General features: G+C 45.5%; 19 protein-coding genes. 10 read left to right on the top strand and 9 right to left on the bottom strand.

From position 1 onward, the window contains the following. Nucleotides 1–5 precede the first annotated feature (5 nt). The 3 genes from ST37_RS08990 to ST37_RS09000 are packed head-to-tail and all read left to right on the top strand — an operon-like array spanning nt 6 to nt 2,950. Nucleotides 6–1,733 (top strand): thiamine ABC transporter permease, encoded by a 1,728-nt coding sequence (locus tag ST37_RS08990; protein ID WP_143698172.1) that lies wholly within the window; start codon nt 6–8, stop codon nt 1,731–1,733. Next, a complete protein-coding gene (locus tag ST37_RS08995) occupies nt 1,696–2,340 on the top strand; it encodes an ATP-binding cassette domain-containing protein (RefSeq protein WP_084885597.1) in 645 nt (214 codons plus the stop codon). Before ST37_RS08990 ends, ST37_RS08995 begins: the two co-directional genes overlap by 38 nt. Further along, a complete protein-coding gene (locus ST37_RS09000) occupies nt 2,330–2,950 on the top strand; it encodes a CDP-alcohol phosphatidyltransferase family protein (RefSeq protein ID WP_084885599.1) in 621 nt (206 codons plus the stop codon). The genes ST37_RS08995 and ST37_RS09000 overlap by 11 nt, the downstream gene beginning before the upstream one ends. On the opposite strand, the gene ST37_RS09005 is transcribed toward ST37_RS09000, so the two are convergent. From ST37_RS09005 to ST37_RS09020, 4 genes are all read right to left on the bottom strand, one after another. Next, the gene (locus ST37_RS09005; RefSeq protein ID WP_084885600.1) at nt 2,947–3,426 is read right to left on the bottom strand and encodes an NYN domain-containing protein; all 480 of its coding nucleotides are present in this window, start codon (nt 3,424–3,426) and stop codon (nt 2,947–2,949) included. The genes ST37_RS09000 and ST37_RS09005 overlap by 4 nt on opposite strands. Nucleotides 3,427–3,448: 22 nt before the next feature. Next, nucleotides 3,449–4,390 carry a class I SAM-dependent methyltransferase gene (locus ST37_RS09010; protein ID WP_084885602.1) on the bottom strand — a complete coding sequence of 314 codons (942 nt, stop codon included), beginning with the start codon at nt 4,388–4,390 and terminating at the stop codon, nt 3,449–3,451. A gap of 29 nt (nt 4,391–4,419) precedes the next feature. Beyond that, complete coding sequence (locus ST37_RS09015) at nt 4,420–5,130, bottom strand: TIGR01621 family pseudouridine synthase (protein WP_084885603.1); 711 nt, start codon at nt 5,128–5,130, stop codon at nt 4,420–4,422. 104 nt (nt 5,131–5,234) lie between these two features. Then, a complete protein-coding gene (locus ST37_RS09020; protein ID WP_084885605.1) occupies nt 5,235–6,662 on the bottom strand; it encodes a sodium-dependent transporter in 1,428 nt (475 codons plus the stop codon). Between the two features lie 363 nt (nt 6,663–7,025). On the opposite strand from ST37_RS09020, the gene cls reads away from it, so the two are divergent. The 5 genes from cls (at nt 7,026) to ST37_RS09045 (ending at nt 12,297) form a co-directional block, all read left to right on the top strand. Further along, nucleotides 7,026–8,480, top strand: a complete 1,455-nt coding sequence (gene cls, locus ST37_RS09025) for a cardiolipin synthase (protein ID WP_084885607.1) — start codon at nt 7,026–7,028, stop codon at nt 8,478–8,480. Nucleotides 8,481–8,564: 84 nt separating this feature from the next. Continuing rightward, on the top strand, nt 8,565–9,773 hold the full coding sequence (locus tag ST37_RS09030) for a cystathionine beta-lyase (protein ID WP_084885608.1): 1,209 nt from the start codon (nt 8,565–8,567) through the stop codon (nt 9,771–9,773). Nucleotides 9,774–10,305: 532 nt separating this feature from the next. Then, complete coding sequence (locus tag ST37_RS09035; protein WP_084885610.1) at nt 10,306–10,989, top strand: GntR family transcriptional regulator; 684 nt, start codon at nt 10,306–10,308, stop codon at nt 10,987–10,989. Between the two features lie 161 nt (nt 10,990–11,150). Then, nucleotides 11,151–11,390: a hypothetical protein gene (locus tag ST37_RS09040; RefSeq protein WP_084885611.1), complete on the top strand. Its 240-nt coding sequence runs from the start codon at nt 11,151–11,153 to the stop codon at nt 11,388–11,390. Between the two features lie 46 nt (nt 11,391–11,436). Then, nucleotides 11,437–12,297: an endonuclease/exonuclease/phosphatase family protein gene (locus ST37_RS09045; protein ID WP_084885613.1), complete on the top strand. Its 861-nt coding sequence runs from the start codon at nt 11,437–11,439 to the stop codon at nt 12,295–12,297. 448 nt (nt 12,298–12,745) lie between these two features. On the opposite strand, the gene ST37_RS09050 is transcribed toward ST37_RS09045, so the two are convergent. Beyond that, entirely contained in the window at nt 12,746–13,255 is a 510-nt protein-coding gene (locus tag ST37_RS09050) for a peptidylprolyl isomerase (RefSeq protein ID WP_084885614.1), read from the bottom strand. A gap of 611 nt (nt 13,256–13,866) precedes the next feature. Here ST37_RS09050 and ST37_RS09055 point away from each other — a divergent pair. Together ST37_RS09055 and ST37_RS09060 are read left to right on the top strand one after the other, a co-directional pair. After that, nucleotides 13,867–14,556 carry a zinc metallopeptidase gene (locus ST37_RS09055; protein WP_084885616.1) on the top strand — a complete coding sequence of 230 codons (690 nt, stop codon included), beginning with the start codon at nt 13,867–13,869 and terminating at the stop codon, nt 14,554–14,556. A 519-nt stretch (nt 14,557–15,075) separates the two neighbouring features. Next, nucleotides 15,076–16,011, top strand: coding sequence for a universal stress protein (locus ST37_RS09060; protein ID WP_084885617.1), 936 nt, complete (start codon nt 15,076–15,078; stop codon nt 16,009–16,011). Between the two features lie 225 nt (nt 16,012–16,236). Here ST37_RS09060 and ST37_RS09065 read toward each other — a convergent pair whose 3' ends face one another. From ST37_RS09065 to ST37_RS09080, 4 genes are read right to left on the bottom strand one after another with little or no spacing between them, the layout of a single operon-like run. Beyond that, nucleotides 16,237–16,836 carry a DNA-3-methyladenine glycosylase I gene (locus ST37_RS09065; RefSeq protein WP_084886626.1) on the bottom strand — a complete coding sequence of 200 codons (600 nt, stop codon included), beginning with the start codon at nt 16,834–16,836 and terminating at the stop codon, nt 16,237–16,239. A 20-nt stretch (nt 16,837–16,856) separates the two neighbouring features. Beyond that, complete coding sequence (locus ST37_RS09070) at nt 16,857–19,964, bottom strand: efflux RND transporter permease subunit (protein WP_084885619.1); 3,108 nt, start codon at nt 19,962–19,964, stop codon at nt 16,857–16,859. Next, a complete protein-coding gene (locus ST37_RS09075) occupies nt 19,957–21,069 on the bottom strand; it encodes an efflux RND transporter periplasmic adaptor subunit (protein ID WP_084885621.1) in 1,113 nt (370 codons plus the stop codon). The genes ST37_RS09070 and ST37_RS09075 overlap by 8 nt, the downstream gene beginning before the upstream one ends. Then, entirely contained in the window at nt 21,069–22,106 is a 1,038-nt protein-coding gene (locus ST37_RS09080; protein WP_084885622.1) for an efflux RND transporter periplasmic adaptor subunit, read from the bottom strand. The genes ST37_RS09075 and ST37_RS09080 overlap by 1 nt, the downstream gene beginning before the upstream one ends. Between the last annotated feature and the right edge of the window lie 22 nt (nt 22,107–22,128).

Genomic DNA, 22,128 nt, shown 5'->3' on the forward strand with positions numbered 1-22,128 from the left:
TAAAGATGTACCGGACACTTGGATGGCTCATTGCCTCGCTATCAATTTTACCGCTGATCCCCGGAATATTTGGCGTCATAGCATCGGCATTAGGTTATATGCCGATGCTTGGTCTCAATCACGTCGGGATCGACTATTGGAACATGGTTTGGCAATGGCCCGGTGTCGAGCGTTCTCTTAGTATTACTATAGTGACGGCAACTGTCTCCACAGTACTCTCGGTCTATTTCTGTTTTTCAATACTGCATCGCAGTTGGGACAGTCATCGCATGACGTCCCTGCTGCGATGGTTAAGTCCAATGTTGGCATTTCCTCATGTGGGATTTGCTATCGGGTTTGCGCTGCTTTGGGCACCAACAGGCTTTATTGCTCGAATAATCGAGCCACTATTTAGCGATAGTCAGTTCTTTGAGTGGTTCGTTAAAGACCCTTATGGCATTGGACTCATTTTTATATTGATCTTGAAAGAAACACCCTTTCTACTGTTAATGAGTCTCTCTGTACTGTCACAAATACCCTACGCCAAGCTACTTCCTGTAGCGTCGGGATTGGGATACTCCAAGTCACAATTTTGGTGGAAAGTGATCTTACCGATCTGGCTTCCAAAAATGCGATTTGCGATTTTTTCGGTGTTGGCATATGGCATTAGTGTCGTTGACGTCGCATTGATCATTGGCCCAACACAACCCACTTCGTTTGCCGTGCTTGTCTGGCAATGGTTTAACGAGCCGCAATTAGAGTTACTTCCACGCGCCGCGTCAGGAGCAGTGTTGCTTGCCATCGTCACGTTGCTATCGTTAACAGCGTACTGGCTACTAGAAAAAGCGTTGCTAAACCGATGGAACTCGTGGCAGTTTTCTGGCAAAAAAGCACTATGGACCGTCGGCAATACACCTTACCGGTTCATACAGATCATGTATCTGTTTATCATTCCCCTATTGGTAGTATGGAGCGTGGCAAAACGTTGGCGCTTTCCTGACATCATGCCCACGAGTTGGTCATGGCAGTTTTGGCAAAACGAATGGCACAGTCTTTCGACCACACTCTGGGACTCCACACTGCTTGCGTTCATCACCGCCGCCGTGGCAACAGTGTTGACTGCGACATTACTCCAACTGCAGTCCAAAGGACGCTTCAAACTGCCACTCATCGTAATTTTGATCCCACTGGTCATTCCGCAGTTGTCGTTATTGTTTGGGTTGCAGATAACGGCGTTAGTCATCGCACCTGATAACCATCTTTTTTGGGTCATTTGGGCTCACCTGTTTTTTGCCCTACCCTATGTCTATTTATCACTTAAAGGGCCGTGGTTGGCCTATGAAGAGCGATATAGCCAGGTCAGCTTGAGCCTTGGTAAAAGTCCTCTGTACACCTTTATTGCCGTTAAGTGTCGCTTACTCGCACCGCCTCTGCTGTTTGCTTGGGCAGTTGGTGCAAGCGTAAGCCTTGCGCAGTATTTGCCGACACTGATGCTCGGTGGGGGACGCATTGCCACAATTACCACGGAAGCCGTAGCGTTAACCAGCGGTAGCGACCGACGCATTATGGCAATATACGGCCTTTGGCAGACGTTATTGCCTTTAATATTTTACTCCATCGCGATGGCCGCCAGCGTCTGGCTCAATAAAAGCGCATCAAAACGAGCCGTAAGCTCACGTAAATCAACTTTAACTTCTCACCAACAGCGAGCGTCTGATGACACTTTCAATACAGTCCCTACAAATAAATCCTAAAAACGGGGATCCACTCTTTGATCCTATAAGCTTTTCTGTTGAATCCGGAGAAGTGTTTAGTTTAATGGGGCCAAGTGGGTGTGGTAAATCAACGCTGTTGAAAGTCATATCCGGCCACTTGCATCCTGATTTCACCTATTCAGGTCATATCAGTTTAGATAACACGCAGCTGTGTGATTTAGAGCCGCATCTTCGCCACGTAGGAATGCTCTTCCAAGACGATCTGCTGTTTCCACATTTGAACATCTGGCAAAACCTCGCCTTTGCGTTACCCAATTCTGTAAAAGGGAAAGACCGTCGCCAGGCCGCGATCGCTGCGCTCTCTGAAATTGGACTGGAGCACTTAGCCGAGTCCTCTGCAGATCAGGTTTCGGGTGGGCAGCGCTCACGTCTCTCCCTGCTGCGCTGCTTAATGGCTAAGCCCCGTGCATTATTACTTGATGAACCTTTTAGTAAACTGGATAAACATTTAAGAGACGAGTTTCGCCAATGGGTGTTTGGGCAAATACGCACTCATCAACTTCCAGCGATCATGGTCACCCACGATATTGAAGATGTCCCAGACGCACAACGTCTCATTAAGTTAGGAGTGCAAGATGCTGGATAGGTACGCGATTGCTGTTATTAAAAAACCGCTTAATGTTATCGGTTATCATCTTCATCAGAAAGGAATTACAGCGAATCAAGTGACCTTAGCTGGCTTTGCGTTGGGTGCGGTTGCGTTACCATTGCTTGCAACCGAACACTATCTTTGGGCGTTAGTATTTATATTGATTAACAGGATATTTGATGGGATTGATGGTGCAGTTGCAAGGCAAACAGGCATTAGTGACTCTGGAGGTTTTTTAGACATCAGTCTAGATTTCTTGTTTTATTCAAGTATCCCACTTGGGTTTGTACTCGCAAGTCCTGAAAGCAATGCAATCGCTGGGGCCGTGTTGATCTTTTCGTTTGTGGGCACCGGTACTAGCTTTTTATCTTTTGCGATCATGGCGAGTCGCTACAAGCTCGCCAATCCGGTGTATCAAAATAAATCGCTGTATTACATGAGCGGGTTAACAGAAGGCACTGAGACCATAAGCTGCTTTATCCTAATGTGTTTATTGCCTAACCATTTCGCACTCATCGCGGCGGTTTTTGCGCTAATGTGCTTTTTCACCACGATGACGCGAATTTGGTACGGATATCACACCATAAAACACGCTGAGTCGGTTTAGAGTAGTAGCGAATCATCAATGGCTGTGTAGCGAGTACACTGCTCAATGAGGGATTGCGCCGATAGTGCACGAACGCTATACACGTCCACCGTTTTACCATAATGCTCTTGCACACGCTTAACCAGTAGATCAAAGTCACCGTCACCGGAGACCAAAATGATCTTATCAACTTGCTGAGTAATGGCGTTCTCTAATACATCAATGGTGATACCGACATCCCAGTCGCCTTTAGCACTGCCGTCCGAGCGTTGAATAAAAGGTTTAAGTTTTACATTAAAACCTATCCCTCTCAAGATATGGTGAAACTGACGCTGCTTTGGGTTTGAGCTAGCGATGGCGTAAGCATTGGCCTCAACAATATTGAACTCTTTACTTACGGTTCGCCAAAATGCGTTGTAATCGAAGTGCCGTCCGAATGCATCACGTGTCGTGTAATACACATTTTGTACATCTACAAATATTGCTACGTTTTGCATACTTACCTCTGGGTGTTCCAATTTAGGACTTGCTGCTAAATATCAGCGATTTCAAACTCGCTTCTTCATCGATATCAGCAAATTCTGTTGGGTTGTCAATGCGCGACTCAAAAACGAATTCTGCCGCGTGTTCAGCCATTCCATCAATTAAAAACTGGCTGGTCACCGCGGGCGAATTAACACATGCCAGCACTTTAGCATCTGGTGTCGTGAGTGACTCGAGACGACGCAATATTTTTTGATAATCGGTGGTTAATGCAAAGCTGCCTTTTTGAAAAGAAGGAGGATCGATGATCACTAAGTCATAAGGACCTGACTTCTTAATTTTTCCCCACGACTTAAAAATATCATGACCAAAAAACTTTACTCGCTCTAGGGGTTGTTGGTTCAAACGGTGATTATCGCGTCCTGTGGACAATGCACCTTTTGCCATATCGACATTAACAACAAGGTCGGCCCCTCCTTCAATTGCGGCAACGGAGAACCCGCATGTATAGGCAAACAAGTTAAGGACTCGCTGGCCTTTTGACTGTGCTTGAACCCATTTCCGTCCGTTTTTCATATCAAAAAACAATCCGCTATTTTGGTTCTTTCCAAGCGTCAGTTGATAACTTAAGCCGTTTTCAACAAAGACGGGGTGCAGATTGACGTCACCGGCCAAACATTCCATCTGCGGCGCTCCAGAATAACGATACTGTAAAAGTAAGGCAGTGAGGGTGTATCGTTCATTCCACAACGTTGTATAACGCTCGAGTAATGCCTGCTTCAGAAAGTCTAAATCAGACTGCTCTTCAGGCTTAAAAAGGGACACCACAAGTTGGTCGGCTATTAAGTCCACAGTAATCTGTTCTAACCCAGCATGTGTGCGGCCTCGGCCATGGAAAAGACGGCGGTGGTGCTGAGCGTCTTGCTCTAGTGCCTTATCAATAATGTCGATAAGAATAGTAAGAGAAGGAGTAGTCATAAAAATCTCTTTAAACAGTTAAAAACTCACTAATTAAAGCGAGCAGGTAGCTTCGGCCAATTGAGCGTTTCAGGAGACTGCCACTGGGCTAGTGCCACTTTCACCTCCGGCGCATGCCAAAGCTCCCCCATGTTCTCGGCTTCGCTGGGGTTGCACTCGAACTGCCAATCTTCACCTAGATACGAAAAGTGCAATTGAAAAGCATGCAAATAGCCCCGGTCGACATTGCCTGCGATATTTGGTTGATAGATAGCATCACCACAAATGGCCGAACCCAAGGAATTAAGCGCAACGCGAATTTGGTGGGTTTTCCCCGTATAGGGTTTGCAAATGAACAGCCTACGCCCTTGACCGGCGCTGGTTGAAAAAAATTGGGTTACAGCAGGATCATGTGTTGTTTTTAACAGCTTCCAAGCACTGCGTCTCGATTTTTGCATGTCACCACAAATAAGCCCCTGCTTTTTCTTCGGCTTACTGTCGCTGATCGCAACATAGTATTTGTTGATTTGCCGTGAGGAAAAAAGCTGAGCCAATACTGCACACGCCGCACTCGATGTCGCCAACAGTAGCAAACCAGAGGTCATCTTATCTAAACGGTGCACTAGAAATAGCTTTTCTATCTGTAAGGTTCGCTCAACATAGTCAATGAAGGCGTGCTCGTTGTCATCTTTATGAACACTTACACCGGGGTGTTTGTTGACCACGACAAAGTCAGGGTGTTGATGGATCAATGTAAACATAATATTTTCTGTCGCGCTGTAAATGCCAAATGGCAGCACACTATATAAAAAAAGCGGAGATGCTTACAGCATCTCCGCTTCACTATTTTACTCTCAATGAGTAATTAAAGCTTTTTCGAAACCAAAGCGATGACCGCTATGATTGCAATACCTAGCAGCATGATAGGGCCTTGACCGCTCTCAAAGCCACCACTGATACCCATGTAAGCCACAATCGCAACTGCAAATGGGATAACAAACTTAACTAGGTTGTACCATAGACCAAATAGTGGGAACGATACTTCACCGTCGTTAGTGATCTCTTTTTCTAGATCGCTACGGTTCATACGCCAGCCAGCGAAGATACAGATAAACATACCACCAACCGCTAGGAAGACCTTGTCAGTTAGCAAGTCAAATACATCAAATGCACCCGTGCCGAAGATTGTTGGACCTAAGCCGCCAAGCGATAGCGATGCAAAGATACACATTACAGCCATGATAGAACTTGCGCCGAATACCGCAGTCTTACGTGACAGGCCTTTTTCATCGATAAGATAAGACACCACAACTTCTAGAAGTGATACTGATGAAGTCAGTGCCGCAACCGTTAGACCAATGAAGAACATCATTGCGAACAGTAAACCAATTGTTCCGCCCATTTCAGCAAATAGCTGAGGTACGACAACAAATACTAGGCCAGGACCAGCAGCAGGTTCAATCGCGAATGCAAACATTGCTGGGAACATTGCCACACCAGCTAGGATAGCAACCGCTGTATCCATAGAAACAACCATCGCAGTCGTTTGAACTAGGTTCTCTTTCTTCTTTAGGTAAGAGCCGTAAGTGATCATCGCACCCATACCAAGGCTTAACGAGAAGAACGCTTGGCCAAGAGCAGCAAGTACTACAGAGCTGTCTACTTTAGAGAAGTCTGGTTTAAACAGGAATTCCAGCCCCGCGCTTGCACCCGGAAGAGACAGTCCCTTCACAGCCACAACGATTAGGATCAAGAACAAAAGTGGCATAAGAACCTTACCAGCCTTTTCGATACCACCAGAAATACCTTTAATCACCACCGCAATGTTTAGTGCAATGTAGATACCCATCCAAATAAGGGGTTGAACAGGGTTAGATATAAAGCCGCCAAAGCTATCACCGATTGCTTCAGGTGTGTTGAGCAAACCGCCGCCAACTTTAAAGATGTACGCAAGCGACCAGCCACCAACTACAGGGTAGAAGCCCATAATCAGAAAACCACTTAGCACGCCCATAAAGCCTACAAAGGTCCAGCGTTTGTCCGTTGATTTGAAAGAACCAACTGCACTGCGTTGAGTTTTACGACCAATCGCAAACTCTGTCAGCATAACGCTAAAGCCAATAAAAATAACAAACAACAGGTAAATCATGAGGAATGCACCACCACCGCTTTGACCAGCGGTGTATGGGAACTTCCAAATGTTACCCAAGCCAACAGCAGAACCGGCTGCTGCCATTACGAATCCAAGTCTGGAACCCCAATTATCACGTGGGGCAGAAGGTGTAGTAGCCACTATAACTCCAAAAATATTGTTGTGTATTGCAATGTGTCATGGGCGTCCAAAAGAGGGTGTAAATTTTGATTTACACTTCATAAAATTTGTATCGGCGCTCAATAGGTGCAAGTAAAACAGTTTCGAATTAAAATTGAAAGCGGCAATGGTATATATTGCCGCGCTAGCTCAAATTTTCGACAGATCGTGTTGAAATATTCACCTCAGCTCATTTATTGAGCCGTCAATTAACATCCTGAAACAATATTTGACATGTTTTTCACCTTGCCTCACTTCTGAGTCAAGTTTCTGATCAAAACAGTCTGCTTTTCCTCTCATTTGGCATTAGAATCTAAAAAAGCGAACAACGACAAAAGCTTATCAATGGAAGAATTTTACCGAGTACTCACATTAACTGGAATTGGCCTTTACTGGGTACTTGTTGCAGGTGTCACCTTACGTGTGGTCATAAAACGACGATCAGTCAGTGTTTCAATGGCTTGGCTGATGATCATCTACATTCTTCCAGTACTTGGCGTGATCATGTACTTCCTCATAGGTGAACTTAACCTTGGACGTAAACGAGGGGAACGTGCCGATCAGATGTTCGAAGCGTATCGCGGATGGTTTAACCAACTGCACGATTGCGCTGCGCACGTACCCGATAAAATGCCGACACAAATCGCCCATATCGATCATCTATGTACTAACCGTATGGATATTCCGGCACTTGGCTTTAACACACTCTCACTGCTGACCACACCCAAAGGCATTTTAGGTGCCATTGTTGACGATATTGATAATGCTCAAACCCATGTGCGAATGGAGTTTTATATCTGGCATCCTGGCGGCTTAGCGGACAATGTCGCGCGCGCCCTGATGAATGCAGCCCAACGAGGGGTCAAGGTTGAAGTGCTGCTCGATTCAGCAGGGAGCCTTTCGTTTTTTCGAAGTGACTGGCCAAAGCGCTTTAAACTATCAGGGGTTAATGTCGTACAAGCCTTGCAAGTGAATCCTATGCGAGCATTTTTACGACGTCTCGATCTACGACTTCATCGAAAAATCATCGCCATTGATGACGCAATTGCCTATACCGGTTCGATGAATTTAGTTGATCCTAGCTGCTTTAAACAAAACGCTGGTGTCGGGGAGTGGGTTGATATAATGATCCGTGTTAAAGGCCCTGCGGTAAATGTCCTCGCTGCCATACATGCGTGGGATTGGGAAGCAGAAACCGGGATACAGTCTTTACCTTCTCATCCTGAATGCCACATTGAGACACTCGAGGAATTGCACCCTATACAAGTGGTCCCTTCCGGGCCGGGTATGCCGCACAATCTAATCCAACAAGTTCTCGGCATTGCGATCAGTCGAGCTGACAAGAGTGTTACCATCACTACCCCCTACTTTGTTCCGAGCGAAGAGTTACTCGAAGTCCTACGTACAGTGGCACAACGTGGTGTTAAGGTGAGACTCATCATCCCTCAAAAGAATGACTCCATCATGGTTCAGTGGGCCAGTCGCGCCTATTACGCGGAATTGTTATCTGCAGGAGTCGAAATCTACGAATTTCATGGGGGACTATTGCATACTAAATCGGTTGTCATTGACGATACCTATTGTTTAGTAGGCACCGTTAACCTAGATATGCGCAGTCTTTGGTTGAATTTTGAAGTCACTTTGGTGGTTGATGATAAAGCTTTCACCGAAGAGATGGTGTGGTTACAACGTCAATACATAGAACAGTCCCATCAACTTGATAAAGAAGATTGGTCAAAGCGTAGCTTTACCCATCGTTTCTTAGAACGAGCATTCTTTTTGTTCAGTCCCCTACTCTAGTCAGCGCCCTCACACAAAAAGCACTTGCCAAACCCTGCTGCCTCATGGTTTAAATGAGGCATCAACATTTTGCAGGGAAGTCTAATGAGTAAAACCAAAGCCACCAACTATGTCACCGCAGGTAGAAGTAAGAAATGGACTAACGGTGTTGTAAACCCGTCAGTTCAACGTGCATCGACCGTAGTCTTTAATACTGTAGCAGAAAAACAGCATGCGATGATCAATCGCACCAATCAAACCCTGTTCTACGGACGTCGCGGTACGCAAACTCACTTTGCCCTTCAAGACGCGATGGTTGAGCTCGAAGGTGGTGCAGGCTGCGCACTTTATCCTTGCGGAACAGCGGCCATCTCTAACGCGATATTGTCGTTTATCGAAACCGGTGACCACATTCTTATGGTGGACACCTGCTATGAACCAACGCGCGATTTTTGCGACACCATGCTTAAAAAGCTTGGCGTTGAGACGACCTATTATGACCCAATGTTGGGTGCAGAGATTGAGTCGTTGATCCAACCAAATACTAAGATTCTCTTCACCGAATCACCTGGCTCTATCACTATGGAAATTCAGGACATACCAACGCTCTCTGCTATTGCTCATAAGCACGATATTATTGTGATGCTCGACAATACTTGGGGGGCTGGTGTGCAGTTTTCACCGTTTGACTTCGGTGTCGATATCTCCATTCAGGCGGCGACAAAATACATTGTGGGGCACTCAGACGTTATGCTAGGCACCGCTGTAGCACGCGAAGAATTGTGGCCTCAGTTGCGAGAGCAGAGCTACTTAATGGGTCAATGTATCTCACCAGACGATGCGTACTTGGCATTGCGCGGTATACGCACCTTAGGCGTTCGGCTACAACAGCACCAAGATGCAAGCTTAGAAGTTGCTCAGTGGCTGGCAGCAAGACCTGAGGTTGATCATGTACGTCACCCTGCGTTAGCCACCTGTCCAGGACATGAGTTTTTCAAACGTGACTTTGCGGGCGGAAATGGGCTGTTCTCTTTTGTCCTTAAAACCAGTAATACTAAAGCGACCACCGCACTGCTTGATGGTATGCGCCACTTCAGTATGGGCTATTCGTGGGGAGGCTTTGAAAGCCTTATTTTGGCCAACGAACCTCGCTCGTTTAACTCACTAAGAACAGTCGCAAACCCCAACTTTAAAGGCACGTTAATACGCTTGCACATAGGGCTAGAGTCCGTCTCTGACCTCATTGAGGATCTCGAAGCAGGTTTACAGCGCTACAACACGGTGCTGCAAGAACAAGAAGTCGCTCAAGCGTAACATTTTCACGTTAAATGCGATGCCAAAATAAACAAGCGGCGATAACCAAGCAGTTATCGCCGCTTTCGTTTTATCACATCAATCAAAATAGCGTTATAGTTTAACCAGCTTACTAAGCTAATTGTTCGATTATTAGGTCAACATCAATTCGTAAATACGCTTAGTCGACTTTACCGCACAGATTCTCTCTCTACCTAATCAGTTCCCTCTCTGCTTGCTCAAGTAAAAGAAAGCGTGCAGATTTATAAACGCCCTAAGCAAGTTATACTGATCTGTAAACTGCCGAGAAACGCCCTAGGTATAGTATAAAAAAGGTACAATTAAGAGAAACTTAACAGCAACTTTTCCAAAATAGTTGATCGGTAAGCCAGCTAGAACAATACGGCGTTGATGAATTGCTCTAGGTGCCTTAAAACATCTGCTTGCTCATTGGCTGGAATTACCAACACAATAGTTGGTGAGTATTAATAAAAATATTCGTTTGATTTGGATGGCCTGACTAAGTTAAAAATAGAATAAAGGCAAGAACAGTATGAATAAAATAATCTTGGAACAACAAGGTAAGACCGCAATTAATCGGGTATACCATCAATTGCGCACTTTGATCATTAAATGTGAGTTGTCCCCGGGGGAAAAGCTCAAAATAGAGTCGCTTAAAAACAGACTCGACATTGGTGCGTCTCCCATTCGCGAAGCACTCAGTCTACTTACCTCTGACGGTCTAGTGCATCGACTCGACCAACGCGGATTTATTGTTGCCCCAATCAGCCGAGCCAATTTTGACGAAATACTGATGCTTCGATGCCAGCTGGATGTGCTTGCGCTGCAACAAAGTATTCAATTTGGCGATCAGCAGTGGGAAGAAAAACTGGTTATTTTGCATCATCGTCTAAATCGGGCTGACCCAAACGATTTTGAGGCTTGGGAAAGTACCCACAAATCCTTCCATATGGGGCTGCTTAGTGAATGCAATAGTCCTATTTTATCGCGCTATTGTAATCAACTTTACGACCAGAATATCCGCTACCGATTTCTAGCAGAGGAGTCTGTCGATTATCAATACCGTAAAGTCGACAATGAACATAGCCAAATTCTTCAAGCAACGCTTGATAGAAACGCATCCCTAGCCTCAGAATCGTTGGTTAATCACTACCATCGAACGGGCAAAGGGCTTGTTACCGTACTTGAAAAGAGCCGTCTTCACAGCTGGATATAGTAGAACGCTCTCCAAGCTCATAAGCTAGACAATAAAAATGTCGACATTTAGATTATTTGTTGAATTTCATCTGTTTTATGTGGGAGGTGTCATCGACCTATCCATAGTCGCACCGAATCTCCCCCCAAGAGCTGCACCAGTTATTGCGGGCTAGCCAAAAATTGTCCGAGTTACTTAACCCGCTTGTGGCGAAAGCAGGCGATGAAGACTATATCCCTTTAGACAGCCTTGTTTATCTACCCGTTGTGCCTAACTCGCCGAAAACTATGTGCATCGGTCGAAACAATGCGGCTCATGCCGTCGAAGGCGGCGCTGAGCCACCAACTTACCCAGAGATATTATTGTGTAGTGCCGCATCAGTAATTGGCCACCCTGCGCTTTCCAGTTTTCTAAACATCTGATAGCGTTGGTCTATTCATCACAATGCTTTCATCGCATTAGGTCTTCATGTCAGAGTTTACTGTCGCATCGCTAAATTTATGTAATTTCGCCAAACCACCCTTTGCCAGTTATGAGTGGCACAATATTTTGACATCAGAGCAGTGGACACAAAAGCGCTCGTGGTTAACTGAGTCAATCATTGCCGCAGACGCCGACATCATAGCGTTTCAAGAAGTGTTTAGTATCACCGAACTTAAAGAGCTGTGCTTCGAACTCGGTTACCATTACTTTATCTGCCCAGATCGCCCTAACATTGAAGACGATTTTGTGTTTAGCCAGCCGTGCGTCGCCATTGCCAGTCGCTATAAAGCCAAATGGGTAAAGATCCCTCCTAAGATGCAGTCTCGTTTCGCCAGGTACCCTGCAATGGCACGGGTATCTTTGCCAAATGGAGCAGCTGTCACGGCAATTTCTGTGCACTTAAAATCTCAACGCGCCTCGGCTGCGCCAGACAACTATACTGAGAAACAATCGCAACTGTACGGGCAATGGGTATCGAGTTTTCAACGTGCCGATGAAGCTAATGCCTTGTTCGAGATAGCGAAAAAGCAAATAAACAAGGCACCGGTGGTGATTATGGGAGACTTCAATCAGTCTCGGGACAGTCAGTCACTACAGGGCCTTTGGAAAAATAACCTATTGCAGCCTCTAGATACGCTATTGGGCGTGGGGCCATTTAATACTTTCTATCATCGTTTTACCCCCAATGCGATTGACCATATTCTCATTTCTGATCGTGTCACTGCCGTCGATATGCTCTGTTTTGACGACCATCTACCAACAAACGGAGCCTTAAGTAGCGACCATGCGATGTTAGTAGGGAAAATTAGTGTGGAGTCTGAGGTTGGGGCTGGCGGTAGACAATAAAATGTCTACGATTTCAGTAACGTTTAATCACATACCCGAAAGATTGATCATTGTTGGTTTAATCTGCACAGGTCGACCCTGTTGGTTAAAATACTTCTAACCCAAAACGGGTTTCAAAGTCGTTTTAGGCACTTCATAACTCAAAAGTACCCCAAGTTTGTTAGGCCAAGCCAAATCAATTCGGTACTGTGGCCTAATTCTAGTTTAAAAATCTAATGTATAGTATCAATGCAATAGTGCTCTAGCTCTTCAAATCATCAAGTGGTTCATAAGGTGAGTCTATGCCTTTTATGGGTGTAAAGTAACATGCCTTTGCCCCAAACTTTGCTAGCTTTAATGAACGTATAATCTGGTGAGCTTTGCTGTAGACCAAATAGCTCTGAGCACTGCCACGGTCACTTATGTGGAACTATTGGTAGTTCTACCCCAATACTCATTGTTGACAGTGTTATCCGCCTTCTTGTTGTGCTTCTATAGTTACCCTTTCAATCATAACCGTCTCTGCTGGCACATCATCATGTCCCATCCGTGATAGCGTGTGTACCTCTGAAATCTTATATACAACATCCATTCCTAAGGTCACTTTACCAAATACAGCATAACCCCAGCCGTTGTTAGTTTTTGCTGTGTGATCCAGGAAATCATTGTCAGCAAGATTGATAAAGAACTGCGCGGTTGCGGAGTGCGGGGCATCAGTTCGAGCCATTGCGATAGTACCGACAGTGTTCTTTAGACCACGATTCGCCTCATTGGTGATAGGTTCGCGTGTTCCCTTTTCGTCCATCAATTTTGTCAGACCACCACCTTGGATCATGAACCCTTTTATCACGCGGTGAAAGATAGTGCCGTTATAGAAACCATCTTCACAATACTTTTTAAAGTTACGTGAAGACAGCGGCGCTTTGTCTTTGTTGAGTTCGATTTGTATGTCACCAAAGTTGGTGTGAAGCGTAATCATTGTGTATTGCAATCTCATTGGAGTGATGGCCGCTATTATAGGTAGTGGTCATATCAAATAACAAGTTTATGCTCTAAACCGTGTCAGCAGCACTCAACGTCTTAACCTCCGTGTGTTGATTACCATACTTGTTCTCATACCTTGAGAGTTGTTGAGGGTCCTTATCAAGGTATTGTTTAATGGCAAACTCGCCTCAAAGACGAATCATGATGGGGCGAGCGTAGATACCGCTATCTTTGGTGGCTTATTCCTGATCTCGACCACAACTGCTAATGCGCTCTGGGTGATGAGGGGAACGCGTTGATCGTATCACCAAATGAAGAGGTGGCCGTTGCGATCACTTCGCACTTCATACGCGCCCAAAACACAGAATTGCGGCGTTCATTGAGCACCTATTACCTGTGCTCGCATCTGAGTGCTAACTCTTTGGTAAGCCTAAATTCAACATCAACAGCCAAAGAGCAAGATGTCCACTCAGTTAGCTTTGCCTCTCTGAGGTGGAAAGCTTCTACCCCTATTCTATTCGGCCTATTATCGACAGGCATCTGCCGCTCATTTTTATGCGTATAATGACTAATAGTCACACAACTGCTAATAACATACTGGTTTAAATGTTCTGGATAATTATATTACTCATCATCGCGACATGTGTCTTCCTACCAGGCCTATGGGTCAAGCATGTGATGGAAAAATACAGTCAACCAGCCGATCGCTACCGTAAGCAAGGAAGCGGTGGCGAGCTTGCTCGCCACCTGTTGGACAGCGCCGGCCTAGATCATGTCGAAGTAGAAGAGACCACTGCTGGTGATCACTATGATCCAGGCGCCAAGGCTGTGCGTCTTTCGCCAGAGAACTACTCAGGATACTCATTAACCGCGGTGACTGTGGCCGCCCATGAAGTGGGTCATGCCATTCAGGATTCACGTGGAGAGGCCTTGTTCTTGGCGCGGCAAAAGCTCGTAAAGACCGCCATGGTCGGCGAGCGTATTGCCGGAATAATGCTAGTGGCTGCTCCGCTTGTCCTGATACTAACCCGCCTGCCGCAAGCAGGAGCGATAACGATAGGCATTGGCGTTGTTTCAATGGCACTAAGTACCATGGTGCATTTGTTGACTCTTCCTGTTGAGTTTGACGCCAGTTTTGGCAAGGCCCTGCCAACCCTGCAGAAAGGCAACTACCTGCACGAAGGCGATCTAGAGTATGCGGAGAAAATTCTCAAGGCGGCGGCGCTGACCTATGTCGCTGCCTCACTAACCAGCTTGTTAAATTTGGGACGATGGATAGCGGTGCTTCGGCGGTAATGGCTGCTTGATGCCAGAAACTTAGCGAGTGCTATATTAATGAGCAGGCGCAGTGCTACTCGTAATCTGAGTTAATCGTTAGATACCTCATATTTTCCGTTAACTACTAACTTACAAAAGTCTCTAGCAAGCAACACCTGAGTAGACGACACATGTTGCCAAGTGTCGTCCCTCTAGGCACCCTGCGTGCACCTTTCACTGCACTAGTCTTAAATTTTTGCGAAGGCGCCATTTGGCATCCCGCAACTGATTAAGCAGTGCGAGTCGGCTCATTCCAAGAGTTCCGAATTGCTTCATTTACTCATTTTTATCATATTGTAGAACATTTGTACTAGCCTAATGTCTTAGCCTATAACGAGTTACAATTGTACTCACAGCAGACCCTGTCTAATGTTATCGCCATAATCAGCCTGTTGCGAATATCACCTTCCATACAACGTGAACAAATCTACAAGATTTCTCTCTTCTAAGTGGCGATTTACTCAGTTGAGAGCGACAATTATGTAAAGGAAGGTGATTATGCAAAAATTTAAAAATATTCTTTATGTCGATCACGGGTTGGATCAAGACCGCGACTCACTATTGCGTGTTTTAGAAATTGCCGAGCGCAACAATGCAAGATTAAAAGGCTTGATTGTTTGCCCCGCATTACCACCAGATATGGTGGAGTATCAAGAGGCTTACCATCAATCATTGATCAACACTTTGCAATCGGGGGTGAAGAATCTTCAGTCAATGCGCCATTCCGATGCATCCACACTGCCTATTTCTATCGAAATCACAAGTGGTGGTAACCCTGCAATTAATATTATTCACGCGATAGCTGAACATGGTCATGATCTTTTAGTCAAAGATGCCGAACCTCTTGACACCGGAAATAAAGGCTTTAAAGCATTAGATATGAAGCTATTACGTAAATGCCCTTGCCCAATTTGGCTAAATAAGCATACACATCAATTAAAACATAACGGCCGTGTTGCGGTCGCGATCGATCCCATGGTGACAGAGCCAGAACAAATTGAATTAGCCATTCGACTATTACAGTTAGGCCATTCAATTGCAGACAATTACGACAGTCATCTACACATTGTTTCTTGTTGGGACTTTGAAATGGAAAATTACCTGCGTCATCATGTCTGGATAAACATTGAAGATGACTTACTTGATAAACAAATCGAAGCAACGCGGATCAAGCATCGAGCGACTCTCGACTCTTTGATACATCAGTCAGGCATTGGGGGGGAAATGGTAATTCATCATTTGCACGGTTCTGCAGATAAGAAAATCCCCGCATTGGTGAACGATGAACAGGTCGATGTACTCGTAATGGGTACCGTCGCGCGCTCTGGAATTAAAGGCTTAATCATCGGCAATACCGCAGAAAACATATTTCAAGCCATCCCTTGCTCTCTTGTTGCACTTAAACCCCAAGGCTTTATTTCACCAATAACATGAATTATTTGAGTGTCAGATACAACAAAGCCCGCTAAGGCGGGCTTAGGATTGTCCACTAACATCTATATTTGGTGTGAGTGGATCTGTGTTTGATAGTCTATTTTAGTGTTTTTATTTGGCAAAGATTATCTTCTAAATGCCCAACGTACAGAACTTAAAACAAGGCTTTGTCCCAAACCCTGCTAGAAATTGATCAAACACCAGTGCCGCATTACCGTGAGGTTTTTATCCTTTGTACGATGCAATGTATTTATCGCCTTGCTTAACTATTGCTCCGCAGCAATAACAATCACTATTGTGATCAACCACTAAGCCACACGCTTGCATAAACGCATAAATAATGGTGCTTCCGACAAACTTAAAGCCTCGATTTTTTAGATCCTTAGACAGCGCATCCGACTGCTTCGTGGTCGCCGGTGGATACTCACCGGGCTTGAGCTCATTGATGATTGGCTCATTCCCCACAAAAGCCCACACATATTGACTGAATGAGCCAAACTCTTGTTGAATGGCGATAAAAGCCTGTGCGTTGGTGACCGTTGAAGCCACCTTTAGCCGATGTCGAATAATACCCTCGTCTAACAACACTGCATCAACCTTATCTTGATCAAAGTTGGCCACTTTGTGCACATCAAAATCGGCGAACGCATTCCTATAGCCTTGTCTGCGCTTAAGTATGGTGTACCAGTTCAATCCTGCTTGCGCACCTTCTAAAGTGAGAAACTCGAAAAACACCTTATCGTCATAGACGGGTACCCCCCACTCGTTGTCGTGGTAGGCAACGTAATCCGGTTTGGATGCGTCAACCCACTTACAACGACCAATTGCTTTACTATCCACACTCATCAATGGGTACTCGGCGTCGGTATTTTGTAGAACATTTTGTACAGTACTGGCACTACAATGAGGGTAAGTACAGTAGCAAAGCCCAATCCAAACATAATGGTTACCGCCATCGGTTTAAAGAAGATATCCGGTAACAGCGGGATCATACCAAGAATGGTCGTAATTGCTGCCATACACACTGGACGAACACGGCTTAATGCAGCGTCAACGACCGCTTTGTATGGGTCTTTACCAGTACTCATCTCTAGCTGGATCTGATCAATCAGTACAATACCATTTTTGAGCAGCATACCGCTTAAGCTTAAGAAACCCAGCAACGCCATAAAGCCAAATGGAGTATTGAGCAGTAAAAGCCCGCTGGTTACACCAATTAACGCGAGTGGCACGGTCAACCAAACAATCAATGGTAGCTTCACTGAATTGAACAAGAACACGGTGATCAAAAACATGAACAGATAACCCATTGGCATCGAGCTAAATAGCGACGCTTGTGCATCACGGGACGACTCATACTCTCCCCCCCATTCTAAAGTGTATCCCGTTGGGAATTCTATGGCTTCAATGTTGCTTTGAATGCGCTTTTGCAGCTCTGCCGCCGTATCTTCACTCAATAAATCTGGGTCAGCAAAAACCGTTAGCATACGTTTTCTGTTTTTGCGCACAATGATTGGGTCTTCCCAAATAACGTTGTATCCGAGGGTAACTTGTTGCAAAGGAATATACTCATTCAGTGCTGGGCTCCAAATTTTAGCGCGCTCAATACTTTGGATATCGACACGCTCTTCTTCGGTTAACCTTGTCACAATCGGCATTAACGTTGTGCCATCGCGGTAAATACCTATGGTTTTACCAGAGAATGACATCGCGAGTAAGTCGTCAACATCGGATTTGGTGATACCATATCGGCGTGCTTGACTCTCATTGAACACAGGCTCAATGACTTTGGTTCTTTCACGCCAGTCGTGTCGTACTGCCGTCGCACCCGGATCGCTTTTGATCACGTCCATTACTTCTGCGGCTAAGGTTCTCATCACTTCAGGATCTGAGCCAACAATACGTGCTTCCACTTTAGCGCCGCCACCTGGGCCTAACTCGATCTGTTTGAGCTTAAAGTTAACTTCTGGATGATCGGCTTTTAGGTGCTCGGTTAAATCTGCCATTAAGTCATGCATAATCGCGTAATCCGTCACACGAGTAGTGATCTCACCATAAGACGCATAGCTTTTTTCTGGGGTGTAGGTAAGCATGAAACGCTCAAGACCTTTACCCGTAGAACTGGTTATATGCTCTACGCCATCTTGTTCGTTCAGCCATCCTTCAATGGTTTTCAGTTTGGCATTTGTTGCTCGAATATCGGTACCTTCTGGCATCCAAACATCGACCATAAACATTGGCGTAGTCGACGCAGGGAAGAAAGCTTGTTTAATAAAGCCAAATCCATACACGCTGGCACCCAATGCCACCACCAATACAATAATGGTCCCCCAAGCGCGATTCATACAAAATGTCAGGAATTTCGTGTACACAACAAATACAAAACCGTCGTAGGTTTCGCCACCTTCTCCTTCCTTAGGTGGCTTTTGGCCCTTAAAGAAGATGTCTGCTAAAAATGGGGTAATCGATATTGCGGTAAACCAGCTCAGCATCAGTGAAATGAGTAGTACGCTAAATAGGGTCGCACAGTATTCACCGGTGGAGTCTTCCGACAAGCCTATTGGGGCAAACGCGGTAATGGCAATAACGGTCGCACCCAGTAAAGGCCACTTGGTTTGGTTTACGATTTCTGTTGCGGCTTGCAGCCTCGATTTCCCCTTTTTGGTCCCTATTATTATCCCTTCGACCACCACTATGGCATTGTCTACCAGCATCCCCAGCGCAATAACCAGAGCACCCAATGAAATCCGCTGTAGATCGATGGCAAAGTAGGACATGAATATAAAGGTACCCAAGACCGTCAGCAATAGGATAAGTCCGATAAGTAAACCGGCGCGCACCCCCATAAAAAACAACAGCACAATAATAACGATGGCTACCGCTTGTCCTAAGCTGACAACGAAACCACGCACCGATTTATCCACTTCTTTAGGTTGTGAATAAATTTCCGAAATATCTAAGCCAACAGGCTGCTGATATTTCAGCTCTGCAAGGCGTCGTTCAACGCGCTTGCCCACTTCAACCACATTGACCCCAGGAGCAAAGGAAATGCCCATGTTAAGCGCCAGTTTGCCGTTAAAGTTCAATATGTTGGTTGGGACTTCAATGTAACCTTGCTTAACGTCTGCCACGTCACGCAGATAGATGAGACCTTGCGCACCACCATCCGTTAGGATCAAATTACCTAATTGTTCAACCTCGGTAAATTCACCGGTTGGGTGTATTCTTAGATATTCGGTACCAACGCGAATTGCACCCGCATCCGACACTAAGTTTTGCGTCGAAAGTAGATTGTAGATAGTGTCCGGAGATAAACCTAAACTGGTCATGCGCGCGACAGAGAGTTCAATAAACACCTGCTCTTGCTGTACGCCCGATACTGAAACTTTACTCACACCGGTAACCAGCTCTAGATCCCGTCGTAAATAATCAACATAATCGAGCAGCTCTTTGTATGAGTAACCGTCTCCAGTAACGGCCATCAGAACACCATATACATCACCAAAATCATCAATGACCGAAGGTTCGCCAACACCTGGAGGTAGCTGAACTTTAAGATCGTTCACTTTTCGACGCAGCTCATCCCAAATTTGTGGTAGATCATCTGGGCCATAGTTGTTTTTCATGGTCACTGTGATTTGCGAAAGCCCACGGGTAGAGATTGAGTTCACCTCATCGACATACGCCAATTGTTGGATCTCTTTCTCTATTGGATATGTCACTTCTTCTTCAACTTGAACCGGTGTCGCACCTGGGTATTGAGTGACTATCATTGCATCTTTGATGGTAAACGCAGGATCTTCCAAACGCCCCAAGTCAAAGAATGCCATTGTACCGCCCACCAAGAAGATCAGAGTGAGCATCCAACTGATGACGCGATTATTGATGAAATAAGCCGCGACGCCGCGGGTGTTACTATCGTTATGTTCGTTGTTGGTCATCTGATCACTCATCACTTACCACCTCGTCTTCAATATGCAAAGTGGTAGTAGCCTCAAACGGGTTAACTGTCATGCCATCACGCAACTGTGCGTTACCTGCAATGACTACCGTATCGCTCGCGTTAATGCCGTCGGTTATTTGTATTTCGCTCAAGTGCAAGTCACCTAAGGTAACTTGCCGTTTAGTTACGGTATTGTCTTCGTTCAATACCCAAACGTGACTGCCACCTACAGTCAACGGTTGACCATCTGGGTTAACCACTGCTTCAACGGGAAGCAATACAATGCCATCCATACTGAAGTCACTCGCCGACGCGTTATTCGTCACATCTAGCGCCATACCATCCAGAATGATGTCATCTTCGGGCATTGGCATGGTGAGTGTCACCGTATAGGTTCCAGAGGCTGGGTCTGGTTCTCGGGTATACTCTTTTAAGAAAGCGTCATATAGGTTTCCATTACTTGTACGTACTTGAACATTGACCTGGGAATCTGGATTCAAGTTGGAAATCACTAATTGATCGGGTATTTGAACCAACACCTCAACTTGATCTACTTTATGCAAGTTAAACAGAAACTCACCCGGTGCAACCGTCTGGAAATTGTCAACATCCAAACGAGATATGATTCCATCAAACGGTGCGACCAGTTTTGTAAATGAGAGCCTTAACTTAGCAAGGTCCAAATCCGCTTTTGCAATTGCTCGCTTTGCTCTGATCTCATCAAATTGTGATTGAGCAAGAAGCTCTTTTTCGACCAACGGTTTTGAACGCGTAAATTGGCTATCAATCACTTCATAAGACGCTTGGGCGTTCTCAACTTCAATCACATAATCTCTTTCATCAAGCTTGGCAAGCAAATCGCCTTTCTTAACGGTTTGGCCGTCTTTCGCGTTTAGCTCCATTATCTCGCCGTTAATTCGAAAACTCATCGCGGTCAAATCAGCGGCAAGTGCGATGGCAGGAAAATAATTAGATGTGGTGTTTTCATCCGCATTTATTTGCAAGACGGCTACGTTAGGGGTATCAACCTCGCCTTCGATACCCGGTTTGCTGCATCCGCTTAACATGACTGCAGTTGCAACCAACAGACTCAGGGTAGTTTTTTTAGTGTTCATTATATTCCCTGCTCCTTAACCCATTCGCGCACTTTCAAATCACTGGAAAGTGAATCGACGCCAGTTACTACGATTTGGTCGCCATCAGCAAGTCCCGACTCCACTTCGCCGCTTTCCGTTAATGTGACTGCGACTTGCTCAATGGAACCGCTGTCGTTTAGACGCCATACACACTGCTTACCATCGCAATCAAACAGCGCTGTAGCAGGCAAAGAGTTAGGTGTGCCTTGTGGAATTTCGACTTCAATTTGTCCAGACATGCCTGGGTAAATGCGGCTGCCTTCAGGGCGTTGCATCGCCATGGTCACTTTATAGCTACCTGTTGACAGGTCTGACTGAGTATCCAGCTCGAGAAACGTGACAGGGTAACTAGAATCCGGCAGGGAATCAAAGCGCACTTGAGCCCGTTTTGGAGGATTAGCCTGAAAACTGAACAGTAAATAATCGGGGAGTTGGAACTCAATCTTTAGCAATTCTCGCGACTGCACATTGAGTACAGGCTCATTTGCATTGACCCACTGGTGATCTTCTGCAAATACGAGTGAAATATTACCGTCAAAGGGAGCGACCATTTGCGTGTATTCGTAATTGGTTACTGACTGATCGTAGCGAGCTTGAGCCGCTTTATACATGCCAACAGAATCATCGTAACTTTGGGCAGAAATGACATTATCTTTAATAAGTGCTTTGGCACGCTCAAATTGCACCTCAGCAAGCTGAAACATGGCTAGGCTCTGCGCCTTAATCAGTGAAGCTTCATCACTCATTAGAGTTGCAATGACTTGCCCCTGCTCAACGGCTTCACCAGAGCGCACAACAATATCGTCAATGCGTCCGGACACACGAAATGACATAGAGGCTTTATCGCCCGCTTCTACCGTAGCAGGAAATTGACGAGTAAAGCTTTGCTCGCCTACGATAACCGTCATCACTTTTACAGGTCTTGAGCTTGGCTCTTCTGGCCAAGGCTCTGCTTTGTTGCAACCAACAAGCACAATGCTGGCAGCAGCCAGCAATGTCATACTTCGAATCTGCATTTTTTCTCATGTATCCAGATGT

Origin of the sequence: Vibrio sp. qd031, assembly GCF_002100145.1 — a bacterium.
GTDB lineage: Bacteria > Pseudomonadota > Gammaproteobacteria > Enterobacterales > Vibrionaceae > Vibrio.

Bases quoted from the DNA above. Each gene is read 5' to 3' on its own strand.
- ST37_RS09055 (WP_084885616.1), top strand. From the start codon at position 13,867: ATGTTCTGGATAATTATATTACTCATCATCGCGACATGTGTCTTCCTA.
- ST37_RS08995 (WP_084885597.1), top strand. From the start codon at position 1,696: ATGACACTTTCAATACAGTCCCTACAAATAAATCCTAAAAACGGGGAT.
- ST37_RS09030 (WP_084885608.1), top strand. From the start codon at position 8,565: ATGAGTAAAACCAAAGCCACCAACTATGTCACCGCAGGTAGAAGTAAG.
- ST37_RS08990 (WP_143698172.1), top strand. From the start codon at position 6: ATGTACCGGACACTTGGATGGCTCATTGCCTCGCTATCAATTTTACCG.
- ST37_RS09080 (WP_084885622.1), bottom strand. From the start codon at position 22,106: ATGCAGATTCGAAGTATGACATTGCTGGCTGCTGCCAGCATTGTGCTT.
- cls (WP_084885607.1), top strand. From the start codon at position 7,026: ATGGAAGAATTTTACCGAGTACTCACATTAACTGGAATTGGCCTTTAC.
- ST37_RS09010 (WP_084885602.1), bottom strand. From the start codon at position 4,390: ATGACTACTCCTTCTCTTACTATTCTTATCGACATTATTGATAAGGCA.
- ST37_RS09015 (WP_084885603.1), bottom strand. From the start codon at position 5,130: ATGTTTACATTGATCCATCAACACCCTGACTTTGTCGTGGTCAACAAA.
- ST37_RS09060 (WP_084885617.1), top strand. From the start codon at position 15,076: ATGCAAAAATTTAAAAATATTCTTTATGTCGATCACGGGTTGGATCAA.
- ST37_RS09035 (WP_084885610.1), top strand. From the start codon at position 10,306: ATGAATAAAATAATCTTGGAACAACAAGGTAAGACCGCAATTAATCGG.
- ST37_RS09075 (WP_084885621.1), bottom strand. From the start codon at position 21,069: ATGAACACTAAAAAAACTACCCTGAGTCTGTTGGTTGCAACTGCAGTC.
- ST37_RS09045 (WP_084885613.1), top strand. From the start codon at position 11,437: ATGTCAGAGTTTACTGTCGCATCGCTAAATTTATGTAATTTCGCCAAA.
- ST37_RS09005 (WP_084885600.1), bottom strand. From the start codon at position 3,426: ATGCAAAACGTAGCAATATTTGTAGATGTACAAAATGTGTATTACACG.
- ST37_RS09070 (WP_084885619.1), bottom strand. From the start codon at position 19,964: ATGAGTGATCAGATGACCAACAACGAACATAACGATAGTAACACCCGC.
- ST37_RS09000 (WP_084885599.1), top strand. From the start codon at position 2,330: ATGCTGGATAGGTACGCGATTGCTGTTATTAAAAAACCGCTTAATGTT.
- ST37_RS09050 (WP_084885614.1), bottom strand. From the start codon at position 13,255: ATGATTACGCTTCACACCAACTTTGGTGACATACAAATCGAACTCAAC.